Genomic DNA, 18,922 nt, shown 5'->3' with positions numbered 1-18,922 from the left:
GCATATCCCGCCGCGTTCCGGCCTGTCCGTCACCCGGGCACAAGATCACGAAGCCGGGTGACCTTCGCCATCAATCAAGCTTGATGTTGTTGGCCGTGATCACACGGCCCCATTTACCGCGCTCGGTGCTGACAAATTTATCCATCTGCTCTGAGCTGCCGGGCATGGGCTCGACCCCCATGGCGGCCAGGCGGGCCTTGGTGCGCGTATCGGCCAGAGCAAACTGCAGCGACTGGCTGAACTTCTTGACCACCTCGCCCGAGCTGCCCTTGGGCACAACGATGCCCTGCCAGGCATAGCCTTCAAAGCCCTTGAGGCCTTGCTCCTGCAAGGTGGCAACCTTGGGCAGCACATCGATGCGTGCCGGGCTGGCCACACCGATGGCCTTGAGCTTCTTCTCGCCGAGGAAAGGAATGATGGTGGCGCTGTCGGCCCACATGGCCGGAATCTGGCCACCAATCACGTCCTGCACCGCTGGTGCGGCACCACGATAGGGCACATGGGTCATATTGCCCAGACCTGCTTCTTCGCGGAACAGCTCGCCGACCAGATGGTGAGGGCTACCCAGACCGGCAGAGCCCCAGCTCACGCCGGTTTTCTGCTGCTTGGCCCAGGCGATGAACTCGCTCAGATTGTTGACAGGCACATCGTTGTTGACGACCAGCAGCATGGGAAAGCGCACCAGCATGCCCACGGGTTTGAAGTCTTTTTCGGCGTTGTAGTTGAGCTTGCGAAACAAAAAGGGATTGGCCGCCAGCGTCGCAAAGTCCGCCGTGAACATCAGATTGCCGTAGTCATGCGAGCGCGCGCTGTACTCGGCCGCGATATTGGTGCCAGCGCCGGGCTTGTTGTTGATGACGATGACCCTCTCCAGATTGCGGCCCATAGACTCGGCAATCACGCGGGCGACCACGTCGGAGCCTCCACCTGCGGCATAGCCGATGACCCATTCCAGCGGTTTTTCCTGAGCCATGGCGGCAGGCCCTGAGGCCCAGGCCAGGGTCGAGCAGGCCAGTGTGGCCAGAAATTGTTTGCGTTGCATCATCCTTGTCTCCTTGATTGGCGGCACCCCTTGAATAGATATAAGTGGCAGGGGCACCTTTTGGGGGGATGGCGCAGCCGCTATGCAAGCGGTGCGCTGCTTCTCAAGCGGCGGCGTGTACCGGGGCAACCGGCATCACGGCGCCGCGCTCGGCCAGTTCCGCAACGGCAGGAGCAAATCCTGCGCTGGTGCGGGCCAGTTCGAGCGCATGCAGCAAGGTTCCCTGATGACCAATGTGATTGGCCAGCAGCAGCACCAGGCGGGCATTGAGGGCATGGCTTTGCGCGGTTTCCAGGCCCTGATGCGTGGCGATCAGAGCTTCGTAGAAATCGTCGCAAGCCTGCAAATTCGGGCGAGTGGACAGCAGCATGGCAGTCTCCTGTGGATGGGGCGTGGGTGGTTCAGACAGCGGATGCCGTGGCGCTGCAGGCGCGTTGCAGCGCGGCGCGCACGCCGGCCTCATCGGGGCGGCGCCAGCGGGCGCAGACATGCTGGTCGGGCCTCAGCAGGTAGCTGGTGCCGGGGCGCGCATCCAGGCGCTTGGCGGCCAGGCCTTGCACATCCAGCAGGTCGGCATGTGCGGCATGGGCCTCACCCTCGCTCGCTATCGAAAGATTGGTCACGCCGGCAAGCTCGATTGCCCAGGCCGGTGTAGGGCCGAAGTGCAGCAGCGTGAAATCGCTGCCCAGTGCGCGCAGCAGCCAGATCGTGGCGGCGTCGCCAGGGCGTCTCATGGGCGCGTCGCTGAGCACGGCACCGGGCAGCTGCGTGCCATCGAAAACCTCACCGTCCGGCGTGTTGAGCGGCGAATAATGCAGCGTGGCGGGCACCGACAGACGCCCGCTGTTGACGATGCGACGCGCAAACTCATGCTCACGTGCCAGTGCCAGCGCCGCGTCGCGGAACAGGCGGCTGATCTCACTCTTTGGCGTGATGAAGTCGGTGGCGCGTGTGGAGTTACGGATGTTCTCGTCGGCCGCATATTCGCGCTCAGCGCCATAGGTGTCGATCAGCGCCTCATCGGCCTGAGCACGCAGCACGCGGTCCAGTTTCCAGGCCAGATTCTCGGCATCCTGCACGCCGCTGTTGGCACCGCGTGCGCCAAAGGGCGAGACGCCATGCGCGCTGTCTCCCGCGAAGACCACGCGGCCGTGGACAAAGCGGTCCATACGCAAGCAGGCAAAGGTATAGACGCTGGCCCATTCCAGCTCGAAGTCCGCATCCTTGCCCAGCAGCGCGCGGATGCGCGGAACAATGTTCTCGGGCCTTTTCTCTTCCTCGGGATCGGCATCCCAGCCCAACTGGAAGTCGACGCGCCAGACATCGTCGGGCTGGCGATGCAGCAGCACGCTCTGGCCCGGGTGAAACGGTGGGTCGAACCAGAACCAGCGCTCGGTGGGAAAGTCGGCGTGCATCTTCACATCGGCAATCAGAAAGCGATCGCGGAAGATGCGTCCATGGCTTTCCTGGCCCAGCAGGCCGCGCAAGGGCGAGCGCGATCCGTCGCAGGCCAGCACCCACTGGGCTTCAATCCGGTAATCGCCATCGGGCGTTTCCACCGTCACTGAGGCACCATCGGCGCGGGGCGTCAGCGCCGTGACTTTGCTGTGCCAGCGCAGATCGATCAACGGCAACTGCAGCGCGCGCTCGACCAGATAGGCCTCGGCGTAGTACTGCTGCAGGTTGATGAAGGCCGGGCGTTCATGGCCGTCCTCGGGCAGCAGGTCAAACTGGTACAGCGACTGGTCTTGGGCAAATACCTTGCCCAGATTCCAGGACACGCCCTTGTCCACCATGGGCTGGCCCACGCCCAGTCGATCCCAGATCTCCAGCGTACGCTTGGAAAAGCAGATGGCGCGCGAACCCGTGGACAACTTGCAGTCGTTATCGAGCACCACCACCGGCTGGCCGCGCTGGGCCAGATCAATGGCCAGCGATAGGCCCACGGGGCCGGCACCGACGATAACGACGGGGTGCTGCACAGGTTCTGCCACATCCTGATCCGGATGGCGCACATAGGGAATCTGAATGGCCTGAATGTCGGCGCCGCTGCCGCGCAGGGCCTCAAGGGGTATGGCTGTGTTGGGCATGGCGTTCATCAAGGAAAACGGTGAGAAAACGACGACAGCAGAGAAATCTCGGGCAAAAGCCATCCCTCCAGCGCTTGGCAGCCGGATAGGTCATCTGTTTTGATAGCTGTCAGCGCTTATTTATCAAGCGCTTGAAGGCAGTTTGGCTCTTGAAGAGCGAATCAACCTTCCAGCGCCAGCCACATCTCGCGGTCGCGCTCGGCGGTCCAGATGCGCGGATCGGCATGGCCCGAGGCCTCGTCGTAGGCGCGGGTCACGTCGAAGGGCATGCAGTGGTTGAAGATCACCCACTGGCCGTACTTGGGCTTCAGCTTGGCAAAGGCTGCCTCGTAGACCTTGCGCAGGTCCTGTTTGGCGTCGGCGCCTGCCTTGACCTCGGCCCAGAGGTCGCTGATGAAATTGCGCGTGCCCGCCAGACCGGCCTGCACCTCGGCTGCGTTTTGCAGCGCTGCGCCACGACCCGGCACCAGCTTTTCGGGCTTCAGCGCTGCGATGGCATCCAGTGTCTGCGGCCAGTCCTGGAAATAGGCATCACCGGCATAGGGCGTGGCATCGAACTCGACCAGATCGCCGCTGAACAGCACCTTCTCCTGGGGCAGCCAGACCACGGTATCGCCCTTGGTGTGGCCCCGACCCAGTTGCAGGATCTGCACTTCGAGCTTGCCCAGCCACAGTGTCATCTTGCCCGTGAAGGTGATGGTAGGCCAGGTCATGCCATAGGGCACGCTTTCCACGTTCTGGAACAGGCGCGGGAAGCGGCCAATCTCGCTGGCCTTGTCCTGCTCGCCGCGCTCGACGATGAGGTCGTAGGTGTCCTGGCTGGCGATGATGTGTTCGGCACCATAGGCCGAGGCACCCAGCACGCGCACCGCATGGTAGTGGGACAGCGTGACGTATTTGATGGGCTTGTCCGTGACCTCGCGAATGCGGCGGATCACGTCCTCGGCCATGACGGGCGTGGCCTGGGTATCGATGACCATCACGGCATCATCGCCAATGATGATGCCGGTGTTGGGATCGCCCTCGGCCGTATAGGCGTAGGCATGCTCGGAGAGCTTGTCGAAGCTCACCTTCTTGATTTCGAGATCGGCGGCGGAGGCAAAGGTCTTGGTGTTCATGGGCTTCACATTTTTGTTTAGAACAAATGCATTTGTCTTTATCGAATTTTTGAATGCTACGCAGAAATTCAACATTGAACAATTCATTTGTCATAGTGAAAAACCCTTGAAGCTCTCCAGCCCCTTTTCACCCGTCACAATGCCGCCATGCCCGACGCCACCCGACTCCTGAACGACGCCCGCTTTTCCCTCGATGCCGCAGACGACGAACCCACGCGCGGGCCGCGTGGCATACAAAGCGTGGAAGTCGGCGGCCAGCTGCTCAAGGTGCTGGCACGCACGGGACGGCGCATGGCGCTCAAGGACCTGGCACGCGAGGCCGAGATGACGGCCGCCAAGGCCCACCCCTACCTGGTGAGCTTCTGCAAACTGGGCCTGATGGAGCAGGATCGCGCCAGTGGCCATTACGGCCTGGGGCCGCTGGCCATACAAATGGGCTTGATCAGCCTGCAGCAGGCCGATCCCGTACGCATGGCGATTGCAGAGCTGCCCGCACTGGCGCAGGAGGTCGGTTACACGGTCTCGGTCGCCATGTGGAGCGGCCAGGGTCCGATCATCATTCGTGTGGAGGAAGGCCCCACCCATGTCTATGTGGCCATGCGCCATGGCACGCCGGCCTCTTTGCGCCATACGGCCACGGGCAAGATTTTTGCGGCCTTTGGCGACCCCGCACGTATCGCGCCGCTGCTGCAGGCCGAAGGGCATAGTCTGGACGAGCCGGCGTTTGCGCAGGAGCTGGAAGCGATCCGCGCCAGCCACCTGAGCGTGGTCGAGAACCAGCTGCTGTCGGGAGTCAGTGCGCTGGCCGTGCCGGTGTTCGACGGTTTTGGCCAACTGGTGCTGGCGATTGCTGCCATCGGCCCATCGGTCACGCTGACGCTGGACCCCGCCGGCCTGCCGGCACAGAAGCTGCAGGCTCAGGCGCGCCAGCTCTCGCAGCGCCTGGGTGCCCCAAACACGCTGGCCGAGGCCTGATCCTCGCCGCTAGGCGCGATAGCCCAGCGAGATGCTGACGCTGCGCGCCTCCTCACACACGGCCGCTGCAATGCGGCCCTGCGGATCAGGGTCGAAGCCTCCGCTGGCACCCAACGCGCATAGCACGGCCACCACATGACCGTTGTAATCGAACAAGGGCGCAGCCACGGCGCTGATGCCGGGCAGGTTCAGGTCCTTGATCGCCGCGCAGCCAGCCGTGCGAATTTCGCTGCGCAGCTGATCCAAAGGATGGGCCGCATGCAGCAGACGACGCCGCTCGGGACTTGCCGCCGCAAGCTCCTGGGCCAATAGCGCATCGACCTCGGCCTGCGGCTCCGCAAAGGCAAAAAAGGCGCGCCCCGTGGCCGACCACAACATGGACATGACCGAGCCCACACGCACGTTGACGGTGATGGGCAGACTCGGTTCCTCGAAGCGCACGATGGTCGGCCCCATATTGCCCATGACCGCCACAAAGCTCGTGACCTGCAAGGATTCACGCAGATGCAATAGCGCCGGTTCGGCCATGCGAATGGGATCGTTCTGACGCATGGCAGCCAGACCGACATGGATGGCCTCCCGCCCCAGTGCGTACTGGGTACCGCCGCGATCCTGCTCCACTAGGCCTTCGGCCATGAGGCTGGCCAGATAGCGGTGGACCTTGGCCGGACTCTCATCGACGGCAGCGCCGATGGCCGTGAGGCTGGCACGCCCGCCCAGCCCGGCCAGCGCCTTGAGCACAGCCAGGCAGGTCTCGGCGGCCTGAACACGCTGGCGCCGCTCTCGCCCATCCGCGACATCGACCTCCGCGCTCTTTCTCTGCATCGCTCTGGCTTTGGATTTGTCCCCATCGATCGCCGGCAACGCCGCGTTTGCACTCTTATCTTTTTTCATAGCTGTACACGATTGTCTCCAGAGCTTTAACTGGCATTTTGATTCAGACCCATGGCTTGAGTCATGGAAATCCCTGAAATCAATATTACGCAATGCGTATCAAAATTACGCAAAATAAAAAATCAAAGTTGAGCGCAATGCGGGTCTCTGTCATCCGCAGCCAGAACAACACCACAGTCCAGGAGACACCTTCAATGAAGAAACGCCTTTTTACCGCCTCGGTTCTGGCCACCAGCATGCTCTGGCTGGCTGCAGCCCCCACAGCAGCTATCGCTCAGGACAAGTTCCCCAGCAAAAGCGTGCGCTGGATCGTGCCCTACGCCGCCGGCGGTGGCTCCGATTTTCTGGCCCGCACCATCGGTCAGGCCTGGGGCGGACAGGCGCACCAGCCCATCGTGGTGGACAACCGCCCGGGTGGCAACACGGCCATAGGCGCATCGGAAACCGCACGCGCTGCAGCCGACGGTTATACGGTACTTTCGGCCGACAACGGCACGCTGATCTTCAACCCCGTGCTCTACAAGAGCCTGAGCTACAACCCCGGCAAGGACCTGACGCCCATCACGCTGATGGGCCGCTTTCCCATGATTCTGGTAGCCGGCCCTGCCGAAAAAGCCAAGACCGCCAAGGAGTTCATTGCCGCCGCCAAGGCCAGCGCCGACGGAGTGAACTACGGCTCCGCCGGGGCGGGCAGCCCTCACCACCTGGCCATGGAACTGCTGAAGTCCGAAGCCGGGCTCAAGCTCGCTCATGCACCCTATCGCGGCGCGGCTCCGGCGCTGGCCGATGTGGCGGGCGGCCAGATTCCAGTGATGATGGTGGACTTGGCTGCTGGCGCGGGGTTCATCAAAGGCGGCAAAGTGCGTCCGCTGGCCGTGGCCAACGCCACGCGCCTGCCCCAGTTGCCCGATGTGCCCACATTTGCGGAGCTGGGCCTGCCCGGCGTGCAAGCTGCGGCACTCGTCGGCATGGTGGCACCGGCCAAAACGCCAGCAACGATAGTCGCCGCACTCAACAAGCAGGTAGTGGCAGCCATCAACGAGCCCGCCGTCAAGCAAAAGCTCGTCGACTTTGGCGTGGAGCCCGTGGGCAATACGCCCGAGCAATTCCAGACCCTGATCCAAAGCGAAAGCACACGCTGGCAAAAGCTGATCAAGGATCTGAACATCACGCTGGACTGATTACCCACTGATCCATGCCGCAGAGGCTGGCGGCAGGCCGCCTCTGTACTCTCGTTCGATGGCTCAGGCCGTCTCCTGCCTCTTTGCGTTTGCGAGATAGCCATGACCGTTTCCACCCTCAGCCGCTGCCCCATCGATCACAGCCAGTTCAGTCAACCCAGCGGCCAGACCGGCCCCACGGGTTGCCCCATCAGCCACGGTGCGGCTGGCTTCGACCCCTTTGCCGATGGCTACCAGCAGGATCCGCCCGAATATGTGCGCTGGGCGCGCGAGCAGGAGCCCGTGTTCTACAGCCCCCAACTGGGCTACTGGGTGGTCACGCGCTTTGACGACATCAAGGCCATCTTTCGCGACAACCTGACTTTCAGTCCCTCGATTGCGCTGGAAAAAATCACGCCCACCAGCGATGAAGCCAATGCCGTGCTGGCCGGTTATGGTTTTGCACTCAACCGCACCCTGGTCAACGAGGACGAGCCCGCCCACATGCCGCGCCGCCGTGCGCTGATGGAGCCCTTCACGCCCGAGGCACTCAAACACCACGAACCCATGGTGCGCCAGCTGGCGCGCGAATATGTGGACCGTTTCATCAATGATGGCCGCGCAGACCTGGTCGACCAGATGCTTTGGGAAGTGCCGCTCACGGTGGCCATGCATTTTCTGGGCGTGCCTGCTGACGATATGGACACGCTGCGCGAATACAGCATTGCCCACACCGTCAACACCTGGGGCCGCCCCAAAGCCGAGGAGCAGGTAGCGGTGGCCCATGCCGTGGGCAATTTCTGGCAGCACGCGGGCCGGATTCTCGACAAAATGCGTGCCGCCCCCGATACCGAAGGCTGGATGCAGTACGGCATTCGCAAGCAGAAAGAACTGCCCGAGGTCGTCACCGACTCCTATCTGCACTCGATGATGATGGCCGGCCTCGTCGCAGCGCATGAGACCACCGCCAATGCCACAGCCAATGCGGTCAAGCTGCTGCTGCAGCACCCCAAGGTTTGGCAGGAGATCTGCACCGATCCCTCGCTGATCCCCAATGCCGTCGAAGAATGCCTGCGCCACAACGGCTCGGTGGCCGCCTGGCGCCGCTTGGCCACCCAGGATGTCGTCATCGGCGGCCAGGCCATTCCCGCAGGCAGCAAGCTACTCATCGTCACCTCTTCGGCCAACCATGACGAACAGCATTTCGTCGATGCCGATTTGTTCGACATCCATCGCGACAACGCCAGCGATCACCTGACATTCGGCTACGGTTCGCACCAGTGCATGGGCAAGAATCTGGCGCGCATGGAGATGCAGATCTTCCTCGAGGAATTCACGCGCCGCCTGCCGCATATGCAGCTGGCCGAGCAAAATTTCAGCTATGTGCCCAACACCTCGTTTCGAGGCCCCGAGCATTTGTGGGTGCAATGGGATGCGAGCCGCAACCCCGAGTGCAGCAACCCCAGCTTGCTGGGCGAGCAACAGCCCGTGCGCATCGGCGAATCCTCGCAAGGCGGCGTCAGCCGCAGCATGCTGGTGGAAAGCACCGAGCTGATCGCACAGGACGTGCTGCGCGTGCGCCTCAAGGCTCCCGACGGCCGCGACCTGCCACGCTGGACGCCGGGCTCGCATATCGATCTGCAATGCGGCGACACAGGTATCTCGCGCCAATACTCGCTGTGCGGCGATCCACAGGTAGCCGATACCTATGAAATCGCCGTACTGCGGGAAGAGCAAAGTCGCGGCGGTTCGGCCTGGGTGCATGGCGCACTGCAAGCCGGCATGAAGGTTCAGATGCGCGGCCCGCGCAACCACTTCAAGCTCGACGAAGGCGCGCAGCAGCTGATTCTGGTGGCCGGCGGTATCGGCATCACGCCGATTGCGGCCATGGCGGCTCGCGCCCAGGCTCTAGGCATTCCCTATGAAATTCACTACAGCTGCAGCCAACGTGAGCGCATGGCGCTATTGAAATCATTGCAAGAAGCGCATGGCGAGCGGCTGCATGTCTACATCGCGCAAGAAGGGCTGCGCGCCGACTACCCCCGCCTGCTTGCCACCGCGAAAACCGGTGCCCAGATCTATGCCTGCGGCCCGCAGCGTATGCTCGACGGGCTTGCGCAGGCCAGCCTTCACTGGCCCGAGGACAGTCTGCGCGTGGAGCATTTTTCCAGCACACTAGGCGCACTTGACCCAAGCCAGGAGCATGGCTTTGAAGTGGAGTTGCGCGATTCCGGCATCACACTGCAGGTGCGCAACAACGAGACCTTGCTGGACGCGCTGCGCAGCGCCAATATCGATGTGGAATGCGATTGCCGCGAAGGTCTGTGCGGCTCCTGCGAAGTACAGGTCATCGAGGGCGATATCGACCACCGCGACATGGTGCTGACCCGCGCCGAACGCGCGGCCTGCACCAAGATGATGAGTTGCTGCTCACGCGCCAGAACACAGGAGTCCAGGATCGTGCTGGCACTTTGATCACATGGACCAGATTCTGGGCGTGCTCCCTTGCAGCTTCCAGAGCTCTTTTCTCCAAAAAGCCCACACGGTTTTCCACAGCATCATCACAGGCTCAACCACAGGTGATACACCGCGCAGAATCAGCATGTTTTCATTGGGAGACGTCACGCCACTCAACATCCCGCCGGGAGCTGATTCCAGCAGCGCATGCGTGCCCTCCAGCAAGGCCTCGCGCTGCTGGCGGGTGATAGGGCTGCCGCTGGCAAAAATCAGACTGGCCAGACAGCGATGGCCCGCCAGCCCTAGGTCACCGCTGAGCAGCAAGTCATCGTGCGCGCTGATCACGCCTCGCTCCAGAAAGCGGCCCGGCCATTCGATGTGCTGCTCAAACATGCCCGCTTCATAAGGCTGGGCCGCCAGCGGCAGGCCCAGCGCCGTCACATCCCAGGTCAGCAGCTGCGCGCCCTCTTCCAGCTCAAACTCAAGGTGGTTGATGGCATCGCAGGCGTTATACGCAATCGCCTCCAGCGGCAACCACTCCAGCCGTGCACCCGGCTCCAGATGCAGCTTGGTGCGCTGCAAGGCACGATGCCCATTGCTTTTGTAAAAACGCGTGGCACCGGGAGTGGTGATCAGCGCATGCGCGCCTTCGGTCACCCGCACATCCATATCCAGGACATCGCCGCCCACCAGCCCGCCGGGTGGATGAACCAGCACGTTGTGACAAATGCCCGCGCCTTCTGGATACAGACTTTTGAGAATGCGCAGCGGTCCATCGTGCGTGAAATGCACCGATGTTTTATCCGCCTGCCGTGTGTAGTTCAGTGCCAGTTTTGCGTGCCAGGTCATCGTCATCTCCGCTCCCTCAGGCAAGGCCTGCAGGGTAAAAAATCAAGCTCAGCTCTTTTGCTTACTTGCTCATAAAAAATGCTTCGTTGTTGCAACGCAGCACAACTCTTAAAGTAATTCACACGTTATGCCAATGAAGCGCATGGCGATTGAATTCAGGAGTTTTCCATGTCTGTCAGCACGGCCTTTCACCCCCGCCCCCATGCAACTCTGGCCCCTTGGCTGGCATCGATGGCGGTGATGTGCTGCACGCTGCTGACAGGCCCCGCAGCAGCGCAAACCAGCACGACAGCTCCCGCGACGTGGAAGCCCAGCAAGCCCACAGAATTCATTGTTCCCAGCGGCGCAGGGGCGGCACTCGATCAAGCCGCGCGCAAGCTTACCGAGCTGCTGGCGCGTGACGACCCGTCCCAGTCGTTTGTGGTCAGCAACAAGAGCGGAGCACACTCGATCGCAGCACTGGAAATCCTGCACCGCCACCCCGGCAATGCCCATACGCTGATGACGCTCAGCAGCAGCTACGGCAACAGTCTGGCGCAGAACGCGCTGCCTGCTCATCTACAAAAAGGCACGCCGCTGGTGACGCTGTTCAGAGAATTCACCACCGTGGTGGTGCGTGCGGACTCCCCGCTGCGCAATGCGCAGGATCTGATCGCCCAGTTGCGCAAGGATCCCGAAAAATATTCGATTGGCATTGCCACCACGCTGGGTAACCACATTCATCTGGGCGTCGCCTCGCCACTGCAGCAGGGCGGCGTGAATATTCAGAAGCTGCGCATTGTTCCATACAAGTCCTCGGCAGAGTCGATGGTGGCGCTGGCAGGTGGGCATCTCGATGTGGTGTCTGCCACCACGCCCAACTTGCTTCCGTATCTGCAGTCGGGCCGCGTGCGCGTGCTGGCCATTGCTGCGGACAAGCGCCTGGATGGCGCATTCGCCCAGTCGCCCACTTGGAAAGAGCAAGGTATCAACTACGTCAGCGATTCGTTTCAGGGCGTGATGACCGCACCCGGAACCAGTCCCGCGCAGCAGGCTTACTGGGTGAATGCACTGCGCAAAGTTTCCGAGAGCCGCGAGTGGAAGGAGTTTGTGACACTGAACCAGTGGGACCCCTTTTTCCTCGGCCCGCAAGACACCTCTCGCGCCCTGCACGCACAGGTCGAACGCAGCCATACCTTGTTGACCGAACTGGGCCTGCTACCCAACACCAGCACCCGCGTTGCACAAGCTCGCTGAGACACCTCCATATTCAGGAAAACATCATGAACATGCCCCTGCCCCACGCCCCCCTGCAACGCCTGAATGAGCAGTTGAGCGCCGCGCAGCATGCTGCCCCACATATCCAGATCGCGCCACAGTCGGCTCATATTGGCGCGCTTATCAGTGGAGTGAATCTGCAGCAGGCATTGAGCCCTGCCGAAGTGCATACCGTTCGCTCGGCTTTGCTGCGCTGGAAGGTGGTTTTCTTCCGCGGCCAGCACCTTAGCCACGAGCAGCAAATTGCCTTCTCGCGCCAATTTGGCGAGCTAACGCCAGGCCACCCGGTCTTTGGCCATGTCGATGGCTATCCAGAGCTGTACTCCATTGCCAAGCACCGCAAGGCCAACCGTCACAGCGGTCAGGCAGAGCAGCGCCCGTGGACGGGCTGGCACGCTGACGTGACCGCCGCCCACAACCCGCCTGCCGCCTCGATTCTGCGCGGCGTGACGATTCCACCCTATGGTGGCGATACGCAATGGACCAATCTGGCTGCCGCGTATGAAGCCCTGTCCAAGCCTCTGCAAAGCTTTTTGCAAAGCCTGCGCGGCCAGCACCATTTCAGCGCGCCGCAAGGTGCCACGGCATCGCAGGAATATCTGGAATTGGTGCGCAACAACACGCTGATCAGCGAGCACCCCCTCATCACGGTCCACCCTGAAACGGGCGAGAACGTGCTCTACATCAGCCCCGGCTTTCTCAAGTTCATCGTGGGCCTCAATACCCGCGAATCACGCGCGCTGCTAGAGCTGCTGTGGGAGCATGCCGTGAACAGTGAATTCACCGTGCGCTTCAAGTGGGAGCCGGGCTCGCTGGCTTTCTGGGATAACCGCTCTACGGCCCATGTCGCACCGCAAGATATTTTTGCACTGGACTTTGAGCGCCAGCTCTACCGCACCACGCTGGTGGGTGAAGTGCCTGTGGGCGCTGACGGCCGTGCCAGCACAGCCATTCAGGGCGACCCGGTGCTGGCCTCGCACAACGCGGCGTATTGACAAGTTGAGTTGTCCTCCGCATATGAGCTGAGGTCTTGGGGTGCCGCTCGCGGCACCTTTTTTTTTGGGGCAGCCCCATCAGATCGCCACCAGCGACCGTACATTTTTGGCCAGCATCTCGCTGCCGGGCCCCGATGCAATCACCTCCCCGCGCTCCATCACCACATAGTGATCGGCCAGCTCTTCGGCAAAGTCGTAGTACTGCTCGCACAGCAGGATGGCCATGTCGCCACGGTTGGCCAGCATGCGGATCACGCGACCGATGTCCTTGATGATGCTGGGCTGTATGCCTTCGGTGGGCTCGTCCAGAATCAGGATTTTGGGCTGTGGCGCCAGCGCGCGCGCAATGGCCAGCTGCTGCTGCTGACCGCCCGAGAGATCGCCGCCACGGCGGTGCAGCATCTGCTTGAGCACGGGGAACAGCTCATACAGCTCGCCCGGAATCCGGGTGCGCGCCGAGCAATACGATAGGCCCATGCGCAGATTGTCTTCCACCGACAGCCGCGAGAAGATTTCGCGGCCCTGCGGTACATAGCCTATGCCGCTGCGCGCCCGCTCATAGGGGGTCTTGCGTGCAATGTCACTACCCTGCCACTCGACGCTGCCGCTTTTGATGGGCACCAGACCCATCAGGCTTTTGAGCAGCGTGGTCTTGCCCACGCCATTGCGACCCAGCAGCACCGTGACCTTGCCGATCTCGGCCTGAATGTTCACATCGCGCAGGATATGCGAGCCGCCGTAGTACTGATGCAGGTTTTGGACTTTAAGCATTTTTGGCCTCCAGCGCTTACACATCATGCGCAAGCAGCTATTCTTTTTGATTCACCATCCCGAACACTGACGCTTCTCAGGCCAGAGACACCGAGCAAGAGCCGCCTCGCGGCGAAGGTGTCGTGCCCCTTCCGAAGAGAAAGGGGGAAGGCGTGAAGCGCCTCAGGGGGTTAACGCCCTAAATACACCTCGATCACCCGCTCATCGGCCTGCACCTCGGCCAGCGTTCCCTCGGCCAGCACCGAGCCATCACAAAGCACCGTGACCTTCTCGCTGATGGTGTCGATAAAGCTCATGTCATGCTCCACCACCATCAGCGAATGTTTGCCCTTGAGCGTGAGAAACAGCTCGGCCGTGCGCACGGTTTCCTCATCGGTCATGCCCGCCACAGGTTCGTCGAGCAGCAGCAGCTTGGGCTCCTGCACCAGCAGCATGCCGATCTCCAGCCACTGCTTCTGGCCGTGACTGAGCAGTCCCGCCTGACGCGTCACGCTGCCTGCCAGATGAATGGTGTGCAGCACCTCGGCAATGCGATCATTCTGCGTACCGCTGAGCTTGAACAGCATGGATGCCGCGAGGCCCTTGTGGGTCTTGAGCGCCAGCTCCAGGTTCTCGAACACGCTGAGTTCTTCAAACACCGTGGGTTTCTGAAACTTGCGGCCAATGCCCATGGCGGCAATCTCGGGTTCCTTGTAGCGCAGCAGGTCGATGGTGGAGCCGAAATACACCGTGCCGCTGTCGGGCCGGGTCTTGCCGGTGATGATGTCCATCATCGTGGTCTTTCCCGCACCATTGGGGCCGATGATGCAGCGCAGCTCGCCGGGTGCAATATCAAGGTTCAGGCCATTGATGGCCTTGAAGCCGTCAAAGCTCACATGCACGTCCTCAAGATAAAGAATTCGGCCATGGGTAACATCGACCTCGCCCGCCACCACAGGCCGCGCCATGCTGGCGCTGCGGCCGCCGGATTCCGTGGCGACTAGGGCTTGCTGCCGAGCTTGGTAATCGGTAAGGCGCTGTGCACCTTCCTGCATCAGATCGGGGGTCATGCGCGGGCTCCTTGGTTCAACGGGGCTGTGGCCTCGGTAGCTGGTGCGGTGGCATGCAGTGGGGCATCGCTCTTGGTGTCTGGCTTTGTCTTAGCCTGCACCCTGCGCTTGTCGCGCCATTGCCTGAGCTGCTGTGGCAGACGAATCAGCCCACCGGGCATGAACAGCGTCACCACGATAAACAGCGCGCCCAGCACGTACAACCAGTACTCTGGCGCAGCCACGGTGAGCCAGCTTTTGCCGCCGTTGACGGCAAAGGCACCGATGATGGGACCAACCAACGAGGCGCGACCGCCCACTGCCGTCCACACCGCCATCTCGATGGAGTTGCCCACACTCATTTCGCTGGGATTGATGATGCCCACCTGGGGCACATACAGCGCACCCGCCAGCCCGCACATCATGGCCGAGATGACCCAGATCGACAGCTTGTAAGGCAGCGGGTTGTAGCCGCAGAACATGGTGCGGGTTTCGGCGTCACGCACGGCCTGCAGCACGCGGCCGTATTTGCTACGCACCAGCCAGCGCGAGAACAGAAAGCAGCCCAGCAGCGCCAGCCCCGACAGCGCAAACAGCAGCACCTGAATGCGCTGCGAAGTCAGCGAAAAACCCAGCAAAGTTTTGAAGCCGGTAAATCCGTTGTTGCCGCCAAAGCCGGTCTCGTTGCGAAAGAACAGCAGCATGGCCGCATAGGTCAGCGCCTGCGTGATGATGGAGAAATACACGCCCTTGATGCGCGAGCGAAAAGCGAAGTAACCAAACAGTCCCCCAATCAGGCCCGGCACCAAAAACACCAGTAGCACGGTGGCCGCAAAGCTGCCCGACAGTGCCCAATGCCAAGGCAATACCTTCCAGTCCAGAAAACTCATAAAGGAAGGAAGAGCGTCAGGACCAGCGGCCTCACGCATCAGATACATGCCCATCACATAACCGCCCAGCGCAAAAAACAAGCCGTGGCCCAGACTCAGAATTCCGGTGTAGCCCCAGATCAGATCAATGGCCAGCGCGCAGATGGCGTAGCACATGAACTTGCCCAGAAGGCCCAGCATGTAGTCGGACAGATGCAAGGCACTGTCTTCCGCCACCCATAGATTGAGGGCCGGAGCCACGGCGCAGATCACGATCAGCGCGACGAGAAAAACCGTCCAGGCCTTGCGGCTCAAAAGGCGCTCGGGCGGCGGCAACTCGATGCTTGACGATGTTGAATTTGCAGCTGTCATATCATGCCTCCGCGCTACGACCTTTGAGGGCAAAAATTCCCTGCGGACGCTTTTGAATAAAGATCACGATGAACAGCAGCACGGCAATCTTGGCCAACACCGCGCCCGTCCAGCCTTCGAGCAGCTTGCTGAGCAAACCCAGCCCCAGCGCAGCATAGACCGTGCCAGCCAACTGACCCACGCCACCCAGCACCACCACGAGGAAGCTGTCAACGATGTAGTTCTGACCCAGGTCGGGGCCTACGTTGCCAATCTGGCTCAAGGCGCAGCCAGCCAGACCTGCAATGCCCGAGCCCAGCGCAAACGCATAGGTGTCGGTGCGTGCTGTATTCACGCCTACGCAAGACGCCATGGCGCGGTTTTGCGTGACGCCGCGCACAAACAAGCCGAGGCGCGTTTTGGCGATCATGAAAGCCACAGCGCCCAGCACCGCAAAGGCGAACACGATGATGGCGATACGGTTGTAAGGCAGGGTTAGATTGGGCAAAAGCGCAATGCCGCCACTCATCCAAGCGGGGTTTTCCACGCCCACATTCTGCGCGCCAAACAGGCTGCGCACGGTTTGCTGCAGCACTAGGCTGATGCCGAAGGTGGCCAGCAGCGTCTCCAGCGGACGACCGTAGAGGAAGCGAATCACGCCACGCTCCAGCACCGCACCGACCAGCGCCGAAGCGAGAAATGCGACCGGAATGGACACCACCAGATACCAGCCAAAAGCAGCCTCAGGCAGATAGCGCTGAAACATGATCTGCACCAGATAGGTGGCATAGGCGCCGATCATGATCAGCTCTCCATGCGCCATGTTAATAACGCCCATCAGCCCATAGGTAATGGCCAAGCCCAGCGCTGCCAGCAGCAGCACGGAGCCAAGGCTGATGCCGCTAAAGGCAGCGCCCAAGCGCTCGCCCCAAGCCAGCTTTTCGGCAATACCGGCCAGCGCCGCTTTGATGGCTTTTTGCACGTCAGGATCAGCCTCGTCGGCCAATCGCTGATTGAGCACCAACTGCGTCTCTGGCGTCTGCGCATGGGCTAGTTGCTCCACGGCCTGAAGACGCTGCTGCCTGTCACCGCTATCCAGCAAGCTGGCGGCTTTGGCGCGGCTCAGCAGGGCTTTGACTTGTTCATCGGTTTCGCTGGAAAGCGCCTTGTCGATCAAGGCGAGGCGCTCAGCATCAGGCTCGGCGGCCAGCTTTTTCGCCGCACTGCGGCGCGCTGCAACATCGCTGCTACCCAGCGCCAGCGTAGCCTGCGCTGTGCCGATGACAGAGCGCATGTAATTGTTGTTGACGACGTCTTCGGAATCTGCCGGTAGCTTGGCAGCCTGCCCCGTCGCCGCATCAGTGACCACATCGCCGCTGACCACATAGGCCTTGCCTTGCGATACCCGCACCTCATCATTGGAGAGTGCGGCAAGGTAGGCAACAAGGCGTGCGCCATCGCTCTGAGCATAAGGAGCAAGCACCGCTTGATTGATGGCCTGTGCGCGCTGCTCGGCGCCATCTGCCGCAGCCATTGCATAAGCCTGCTCGGCAGTCAGTGCGTGACTGGAAAAGCTCAGCAAAGCACCCAGGCTGGCGGCCAGAGCCCATCTCCATCGCTTGCTCAATATGTTCATAGAGGTATCTCGGATACTTTCTTGCTACAGCCCTTATTCAAAAAGCTCTAGCAGCTATCTTTTCAGGACTGGAGAGCCCACCAGACCTCTCCAGCCCGCGTTCCACGCCGGTGGTGAATCAGGAGCTCTTGCCGTTGGGCTCGTCCTTCTTCTTGTCGTTGCCTTCGATAAAGGGGCTCCAGGGCTGAGCCTTGATTGGGCCCTTGGTCTTCCAGACCACGCTGAACTGACCGTCCGCCTTAATCTCGCCCACCATCACGGGCTTGTGCAGGTGGTGATTTTTTTCATCCATCTTTACGGTGAAGCCATCGGGTGCGACAAAGGTCTGGCCAGCCATGGCGGCGATCACTTTGTCGGTGTCCGTGCTCTTGGCTTTTTCCACGGCCTGCTTCCACATATGGATGCCAACCCAGGTGGCTTCCATCGGGTCGTTGGTCAGTGGCTTGTCTTTGTGGCCCGCGATGTTCTTGGCCTTGGCGTAGTCGCCCCACTGCTTGATGAAAGCGGTGTTGGTGGGGTTCTTCACGCTCATGAAGTAGTTCCACGCGGCCAGGTGGCCGACCAGCGGTTTGGTGTCCACACCGCGCAGCTCTTCCTCACCCACACTGAAGGCGACCACGGGCACATCCTTGGCCTTCAAACCTGCATTGCCCAGCTCTTTGTAGAAGGGCACGTTGGAGTCGCCATTGATGGTGGAGATCACCGCCGTCTTGCCACCGGTGGAGAACTTCTTCACATCGGCAACGATGGTCTGGTAGTCGCTATGACCGAAAGGGGTGTAGGTTTCCATGATGTCGGAATCCTTCACACCCTTGGACTTGAGGAAGGCACGCAGAATCTTATTGGTGGTGCGTGGGTACACATAGTCGGTGCCCAGCAGCACAAAGCGTTTGGCGCTGCCGCCTTCCTTGCTCATCAGATATTCAACGGCAGGAATGGCTTGCTGGTTAGGCGCTGCGCCGGTGTAGAACACATTCTTCGACAGCTCTTCACCCTCGTATTGCACGGGGTAGAACAGCAGGCCGTTATTCTGCTCAAACACGGGCAACATCGATTTTCGCGAGACGCTGGTCCATCCGCCAAAAACCACGGCTACCTTGTCTTGCGTGATCAGCTGCTTGGCTTTTTCCGCAAACAGCGGCCAGTTGGATGCGGGGTCTACTACCACGGGCTCAAGCTTTTTTCCCAGCACGCCGCCCTTGGCATTGATGTCTTCAATCGCCATCAGCACCGTGTCTTTAAGCACGGTCTCAGAGATCGCCATGGTGCCTGAGAGACTGTGCAAAACACCCACCTTGATGGTGTCGGCTGCCAGTACCTGTGAAGTCAAACCCAGGCCCAGAGCCATGGATGCAGCCAGTGTTGTAAGGGTTCCGCGACGATTCATTTCAGCACTCCCAGGAGGTTTTTCGGTCACATTGACCGCATCT

Annotated in this window: 16 protein-coding genes; 5 read left to right on the top strand and 11 right to left on the bottom strand. The window is 61.2% G+C overall.

From position 1 onward, the window contains the following. Positions 1 to 70 precede the first annotated feature (70 nt). From HF327_RS07020 to HF327_RS07005, 4 genes are all read right to left on the bottom strand, one after another. Entirely contained in the window at positions 71 to 1,045 is a 975-nt protein-coding gene (locus HF327_RS07020; protein WP_198460437.1) for a Bug family tripartite tricarboxylate transporter substrate binding protein, read from the bottom strand. Between the two features lie 100 nt (positions 1,046 to 1,145). Next, positions 1,146 to 1,412 carry a DUF2783 domain-containing protein gene (locus HF327_RS07015; RefSeq protein ID WP_169107568.1) on the bottom strand — a complete coding sequence of 89 codons (267 nt, stop codon included), beginning with the start codon at positions 1,410 to 1,412 and terminating at the stop codon, positions 1,146 to 1,148. Between the two features lie 31 nt (positions 1,413 to 1,443). Beyond that, the gene (locus tag HF327_RS07010) at positions 1,444 to 3,132 is read right to left on the bottom strand and encodes an FAD-dependent oxidoreductase (protein ID WP_169107567.1); all 1,689 of its coding nucleotides are present in this window, start codon (positions 3,130 to 3,132) and stop codon (positions 1,444 to 1,446) included. Between the two features lie 161 nt (positions 3,133 to 3,293). Beyond that, entirely contained in the window at positions 3,294 to 4,250 is a 957-nt protein-coding gene (locus HF327_RS07005; RefSeq protein WP_169107566.1) for an MBL fold metallo-hydrolase, read from the bottom strand. Between the two features lie 147 nt (positions 4,251 to 4,397). Between HF327_RS07005 and HF327_RS07000 the strand changes: the two genes are divergently transcribed. After that, the gene (locus HF327_RS07000; RefSeq protein WP_169107565.1) at positions 4,398 to 5,225 is read left to right on the top strand and encodes an IclR family transcriptional regulator; all 828 of its coding nucleotides are present in this window, start codon (positions 4,398 to 4,400) and stop codon (positions 5,223 to 5,225) included. A gap of 9 nt (positions 5,226 to 5,234) precedes the next feature. Here the strand turns inward: HF327_RS07000 and HF327_RS06995 are convergent, their stop codons facing one another. Then, a complete protein-coding gene (locus HF327_RS06995; RefSeq protein WP_169107564.1) occupies positions 5,235 to 6,050 on the bottom strand; it encodes an IclR family transcriptional regulator in 816 nt (271 codons plus the stop codon). Between the two features lie 263 nt (positions 6,051 to 6,313). Between HF327_RS06995 and HF327_RS06990 the strand changes: the two genes are divergently transcribed. Both HF327_RS06990 and HF327_RS06985 read left to right on the top strand, forming a co-directional pair. Further along, positions 6,314 to 7,300 carry a Bug family tripartite tricarboxylate transporter substrate binding protein gene (locus HF327_RS06990; protein ID WP_169107563.1) on the top strand — a complete coding sequence of 329 codons (987 nt, stop codon included), beginning with the start codon at positions 6,314 to 6,316 and terminating at the stop codon, positions 7,298 to 7,300. Positions 7,301 to 7,402: 102 nt separating this feature from the next. Next, positions 7,403 to 9,754, top strand: coding sequence for a cytochrome P450/oxidoreductase (locus HF327_RS06985; RefSeq protein WP_169107562.1), 2,352 nt, complete (start codon positions 7,403 to 7,405; stop codon positions 9,752 to 9,754). Here HF327_RS06985 and HF327_RS06980 read toward each other — a convergent pair whose 3' ends face one another. Then, positions 9,755 to 10,585, bottom strand: a complete 831-nt coding sequence (locus HF327_RS06980; RefSeq protein ID WP_169107752.1) for an urease accessory protein UreD — start codon at positions 10,583 to 10,585, stop codon at positions 9,755 to 9,757. It lies immediately after the preceding gene. Positions 10,586 to 10,753: 168 nt separating this feature from the next. Here HF327_RS06980 and HF327_RS06975 point away from each other — a divergent pair, with 168 nt between their 5' ends. Together HF327_RS06975 and HF327_RS06970 are read left to right on the top strand one after the other, a co-directional pair. Beyond that, entirely contained in the window at positions 10,754 to 11,821 is a 1,068-nt protein-coding gene (locus HF327_RS06975) for a tripartite tricarboxylate transporter substrate binding protein (protein WP_236024087.1), read from the top strand. A 26-nt stretch (positions 11,822 to 11,847) separates the two neighbouring features. Continuing rightward, positions 11,848 to 12,837 (top strand): TauD/TfdA dioxygenase family protein, encoded by a 990-nt coding sequence (locus HF327_RS06970; RefSeq protein WP_169107561.1) that lies wholly within the window; start codon positions 11,848 to 11,850, stop codon positions 12,835 to 12,837. 78 nt (positions 12,838 to 12,915) lie between these two features. Here HF327_RS06970 and urtE read toward each other — a convergent pair whose 3' ends face one another. From urtE to urtA, 5 genes are all read right to left on the bottom strand, one after another. Further along, entirely contained in the window at positions 12,916 to 13,608 is a 693-nt protein-coding gene (urtE, locus tag HF327_RS06965; protein ID WP_169107560.1) for an urea ABC transporter ATP-binding subunit UrtE, read from the bottom strand. A 170-nt stretch (positions 13,609 to 13,778) separates the two neighbouring features. Further along, a complete protein-coding gene (gene urtD, locus HF327_RS06960) occupies positions 13,779 to 14,657 on the bottom strand; it encodes an urea ABC transporter ATP-binding protein UrtD (protein ID WP_169107559.1) in 879 nt (292 codons plus the stop codon). Beyond that, on the bottom strand, positions 14,654 to 15,877 hold the full coding sequence (urtC, locus tag HF327_RS06955) for an urea ABC transporter permease subunit UrtC (RefSeq protein WP_236024086.1): 1,224 nt from the start codon (positions 15,875 to 15,877) through the stop codon (positions 14,654 to 14,656). The genes urtD and urtC overlap by 4 nt, the downstream gene beginning before the upstream one ends. A gap of 1 nt (position 15,878) precedes the next feature. Then, positions 15,879 to 17,492 (bottom strand): urea ABC transporter permease subunit UrtB, encoded by a 1,614-nt coding sequence (urtB, locus tag HF327_RS06950; RefSeq protein WP_169107558.1) that lies wholly within the window; start codon positions 17,490 to 17,492, stop codon positions 15,879 to 15,881. Between the two features lie 118 nt (positions 17,493 to 17,610). Beyond that, positions 17,611 to 18,879 carry an urea ABC transporter substrate-binding protein gene (urtA, locus tag HF327_RS06945; protein WP_169107557.1) on the bottom strand — a complete coding sequence of 423 codons (1,269 nt, stop codon included), beginning with the start codon at positions 18,877 to 18,879 and terminating at the stop codon, positions 17,611 to 17,613. Between the last annotated feature and the right edge of the window lie 43 nt (positions 18,880 to 18,922).

It is taken from the genome of Comamonas suwonensis (genome assembly GCF_012844455.2).
Lineage (GTDB): Bacteria > Pseudomonadota > Gammaproteobacteria > Burkholderiales > Burkholderiaceae_C > Comamonas > Comamonas suwonensis.
Note: the sequence above shows the minus strand (reverse complement) of the source record. Positions and strands in the feature narration are given on the sequence as shown.

Bases quoted from the DNA above. Each gene is read 5' to 3' on its own strand.
- urtC (WP_236024086.1), bottom strand. From the start codon at position 15,877: ATGACAGCTGCAAATTCAACATCGTCAAGCATCGAGTTGCCGCCGCCC.
- HF327_RS06980 (WP_169107752.1), bottom strand. From the start codon at position 10,585: ATGACCTGGCACGCAAAACTGGCACTGAACTACACACGGCAGGCGGAT.
- HF327_RS06975 (WP_236024087.1), top strand. From the start codon at position 10,754: ATGTCTGTCAGCACGGCCTTTCACCCCCGCCCCCATGCAACTCTGGCC.
- urtA (WP_169107557.1), bottom strand. From the start codon at position 18,879: ATGAATCGTCGCGGAACCCTTACAACACTGGCTGCATCCATGGCTCTG.
- urtE (WP_169107560.1), bottom strand. From the start codon at position 13,608: ATGCTTAAAGTCCAAAACCTGCATCAGTACTACGGCGGCTCGCATATC.
- urtB (WP_169107558.1), bottom strand. From the start codon at position 17,492: ATGAACATATTGAGCAAGCGATGGAGATGGGCTCTGGCCGCCAGCCTG.
- urtD (WP_169107559.1), bottom strand. From the start codon at position 14,657: ATGACCCCCGATCTGATGCAGGAAGGTGCACAGCGCCTTACCGATTAC.
- HF327_RS06985 (WP_169107562.1), top strand. From the start codon at position 7,403: ATGACCGTTTCCACCCTCAGCCGCTGCCCCATCGATCACAGCCAGTTC.
- HF327_RS06970 (WP_169107561.1), top strand. From the start codon at position 11,848: ATGAACATGCCCCTGCCCCACGCCCCCCTGCAACGCCTGAATGAGCAG.
- HF327_RS07000 (WP_169107565.1), top strand. From the start codon at position 4,398: ATGCCCGACGCCACCCGACTCCTGAACGACGCCCGCTTTTCCCTCGAT.
- HF327_RS07020 (WP_198460437.1), bottom strand. From the start codon at position 1,045: ATGATGCAACGCAAACAATTTCTGGCCACACTGGCCTGCTCGACCCTG.
- HF327_RS07005 (WP_169107566.1), bottom strand. From the start codon at position 4,250: ATGAACACCAAGACCTTTGCCTCCGCCGCCGATCTCGAAATCAAGAAG.
- HF327_RS06995 (WP_169107564.1), bottom strand. From the start codon at position 6,050: ATGCAGAGAAAGAGCGCGGAGGTCGATGTCGCGGATGGGCGAGAGCGG.
- HF327_RS07015 (WP_169107568.1), bottom strand. From the start codon at position 1,412: ATGCTGCTGTCCACTCGCCCGAATTTGCAGGCTTGCGACGATTTCTAC.
- HF327_RS06990 (WP_169107563.1), top strand. From the start codon at position 6,314: ATGAAGAAACGCCTTTTTACCGCCTCGGTTCTGGCCACCAGCATGCTC.
- HF327_RS07010 (WP_169107567.1), bottom strand. From the start codon at position 3,132: ATGCCCAACACAGCCATACCCCTTGAGGCCCTGCGCGGCAGCGGCGCC.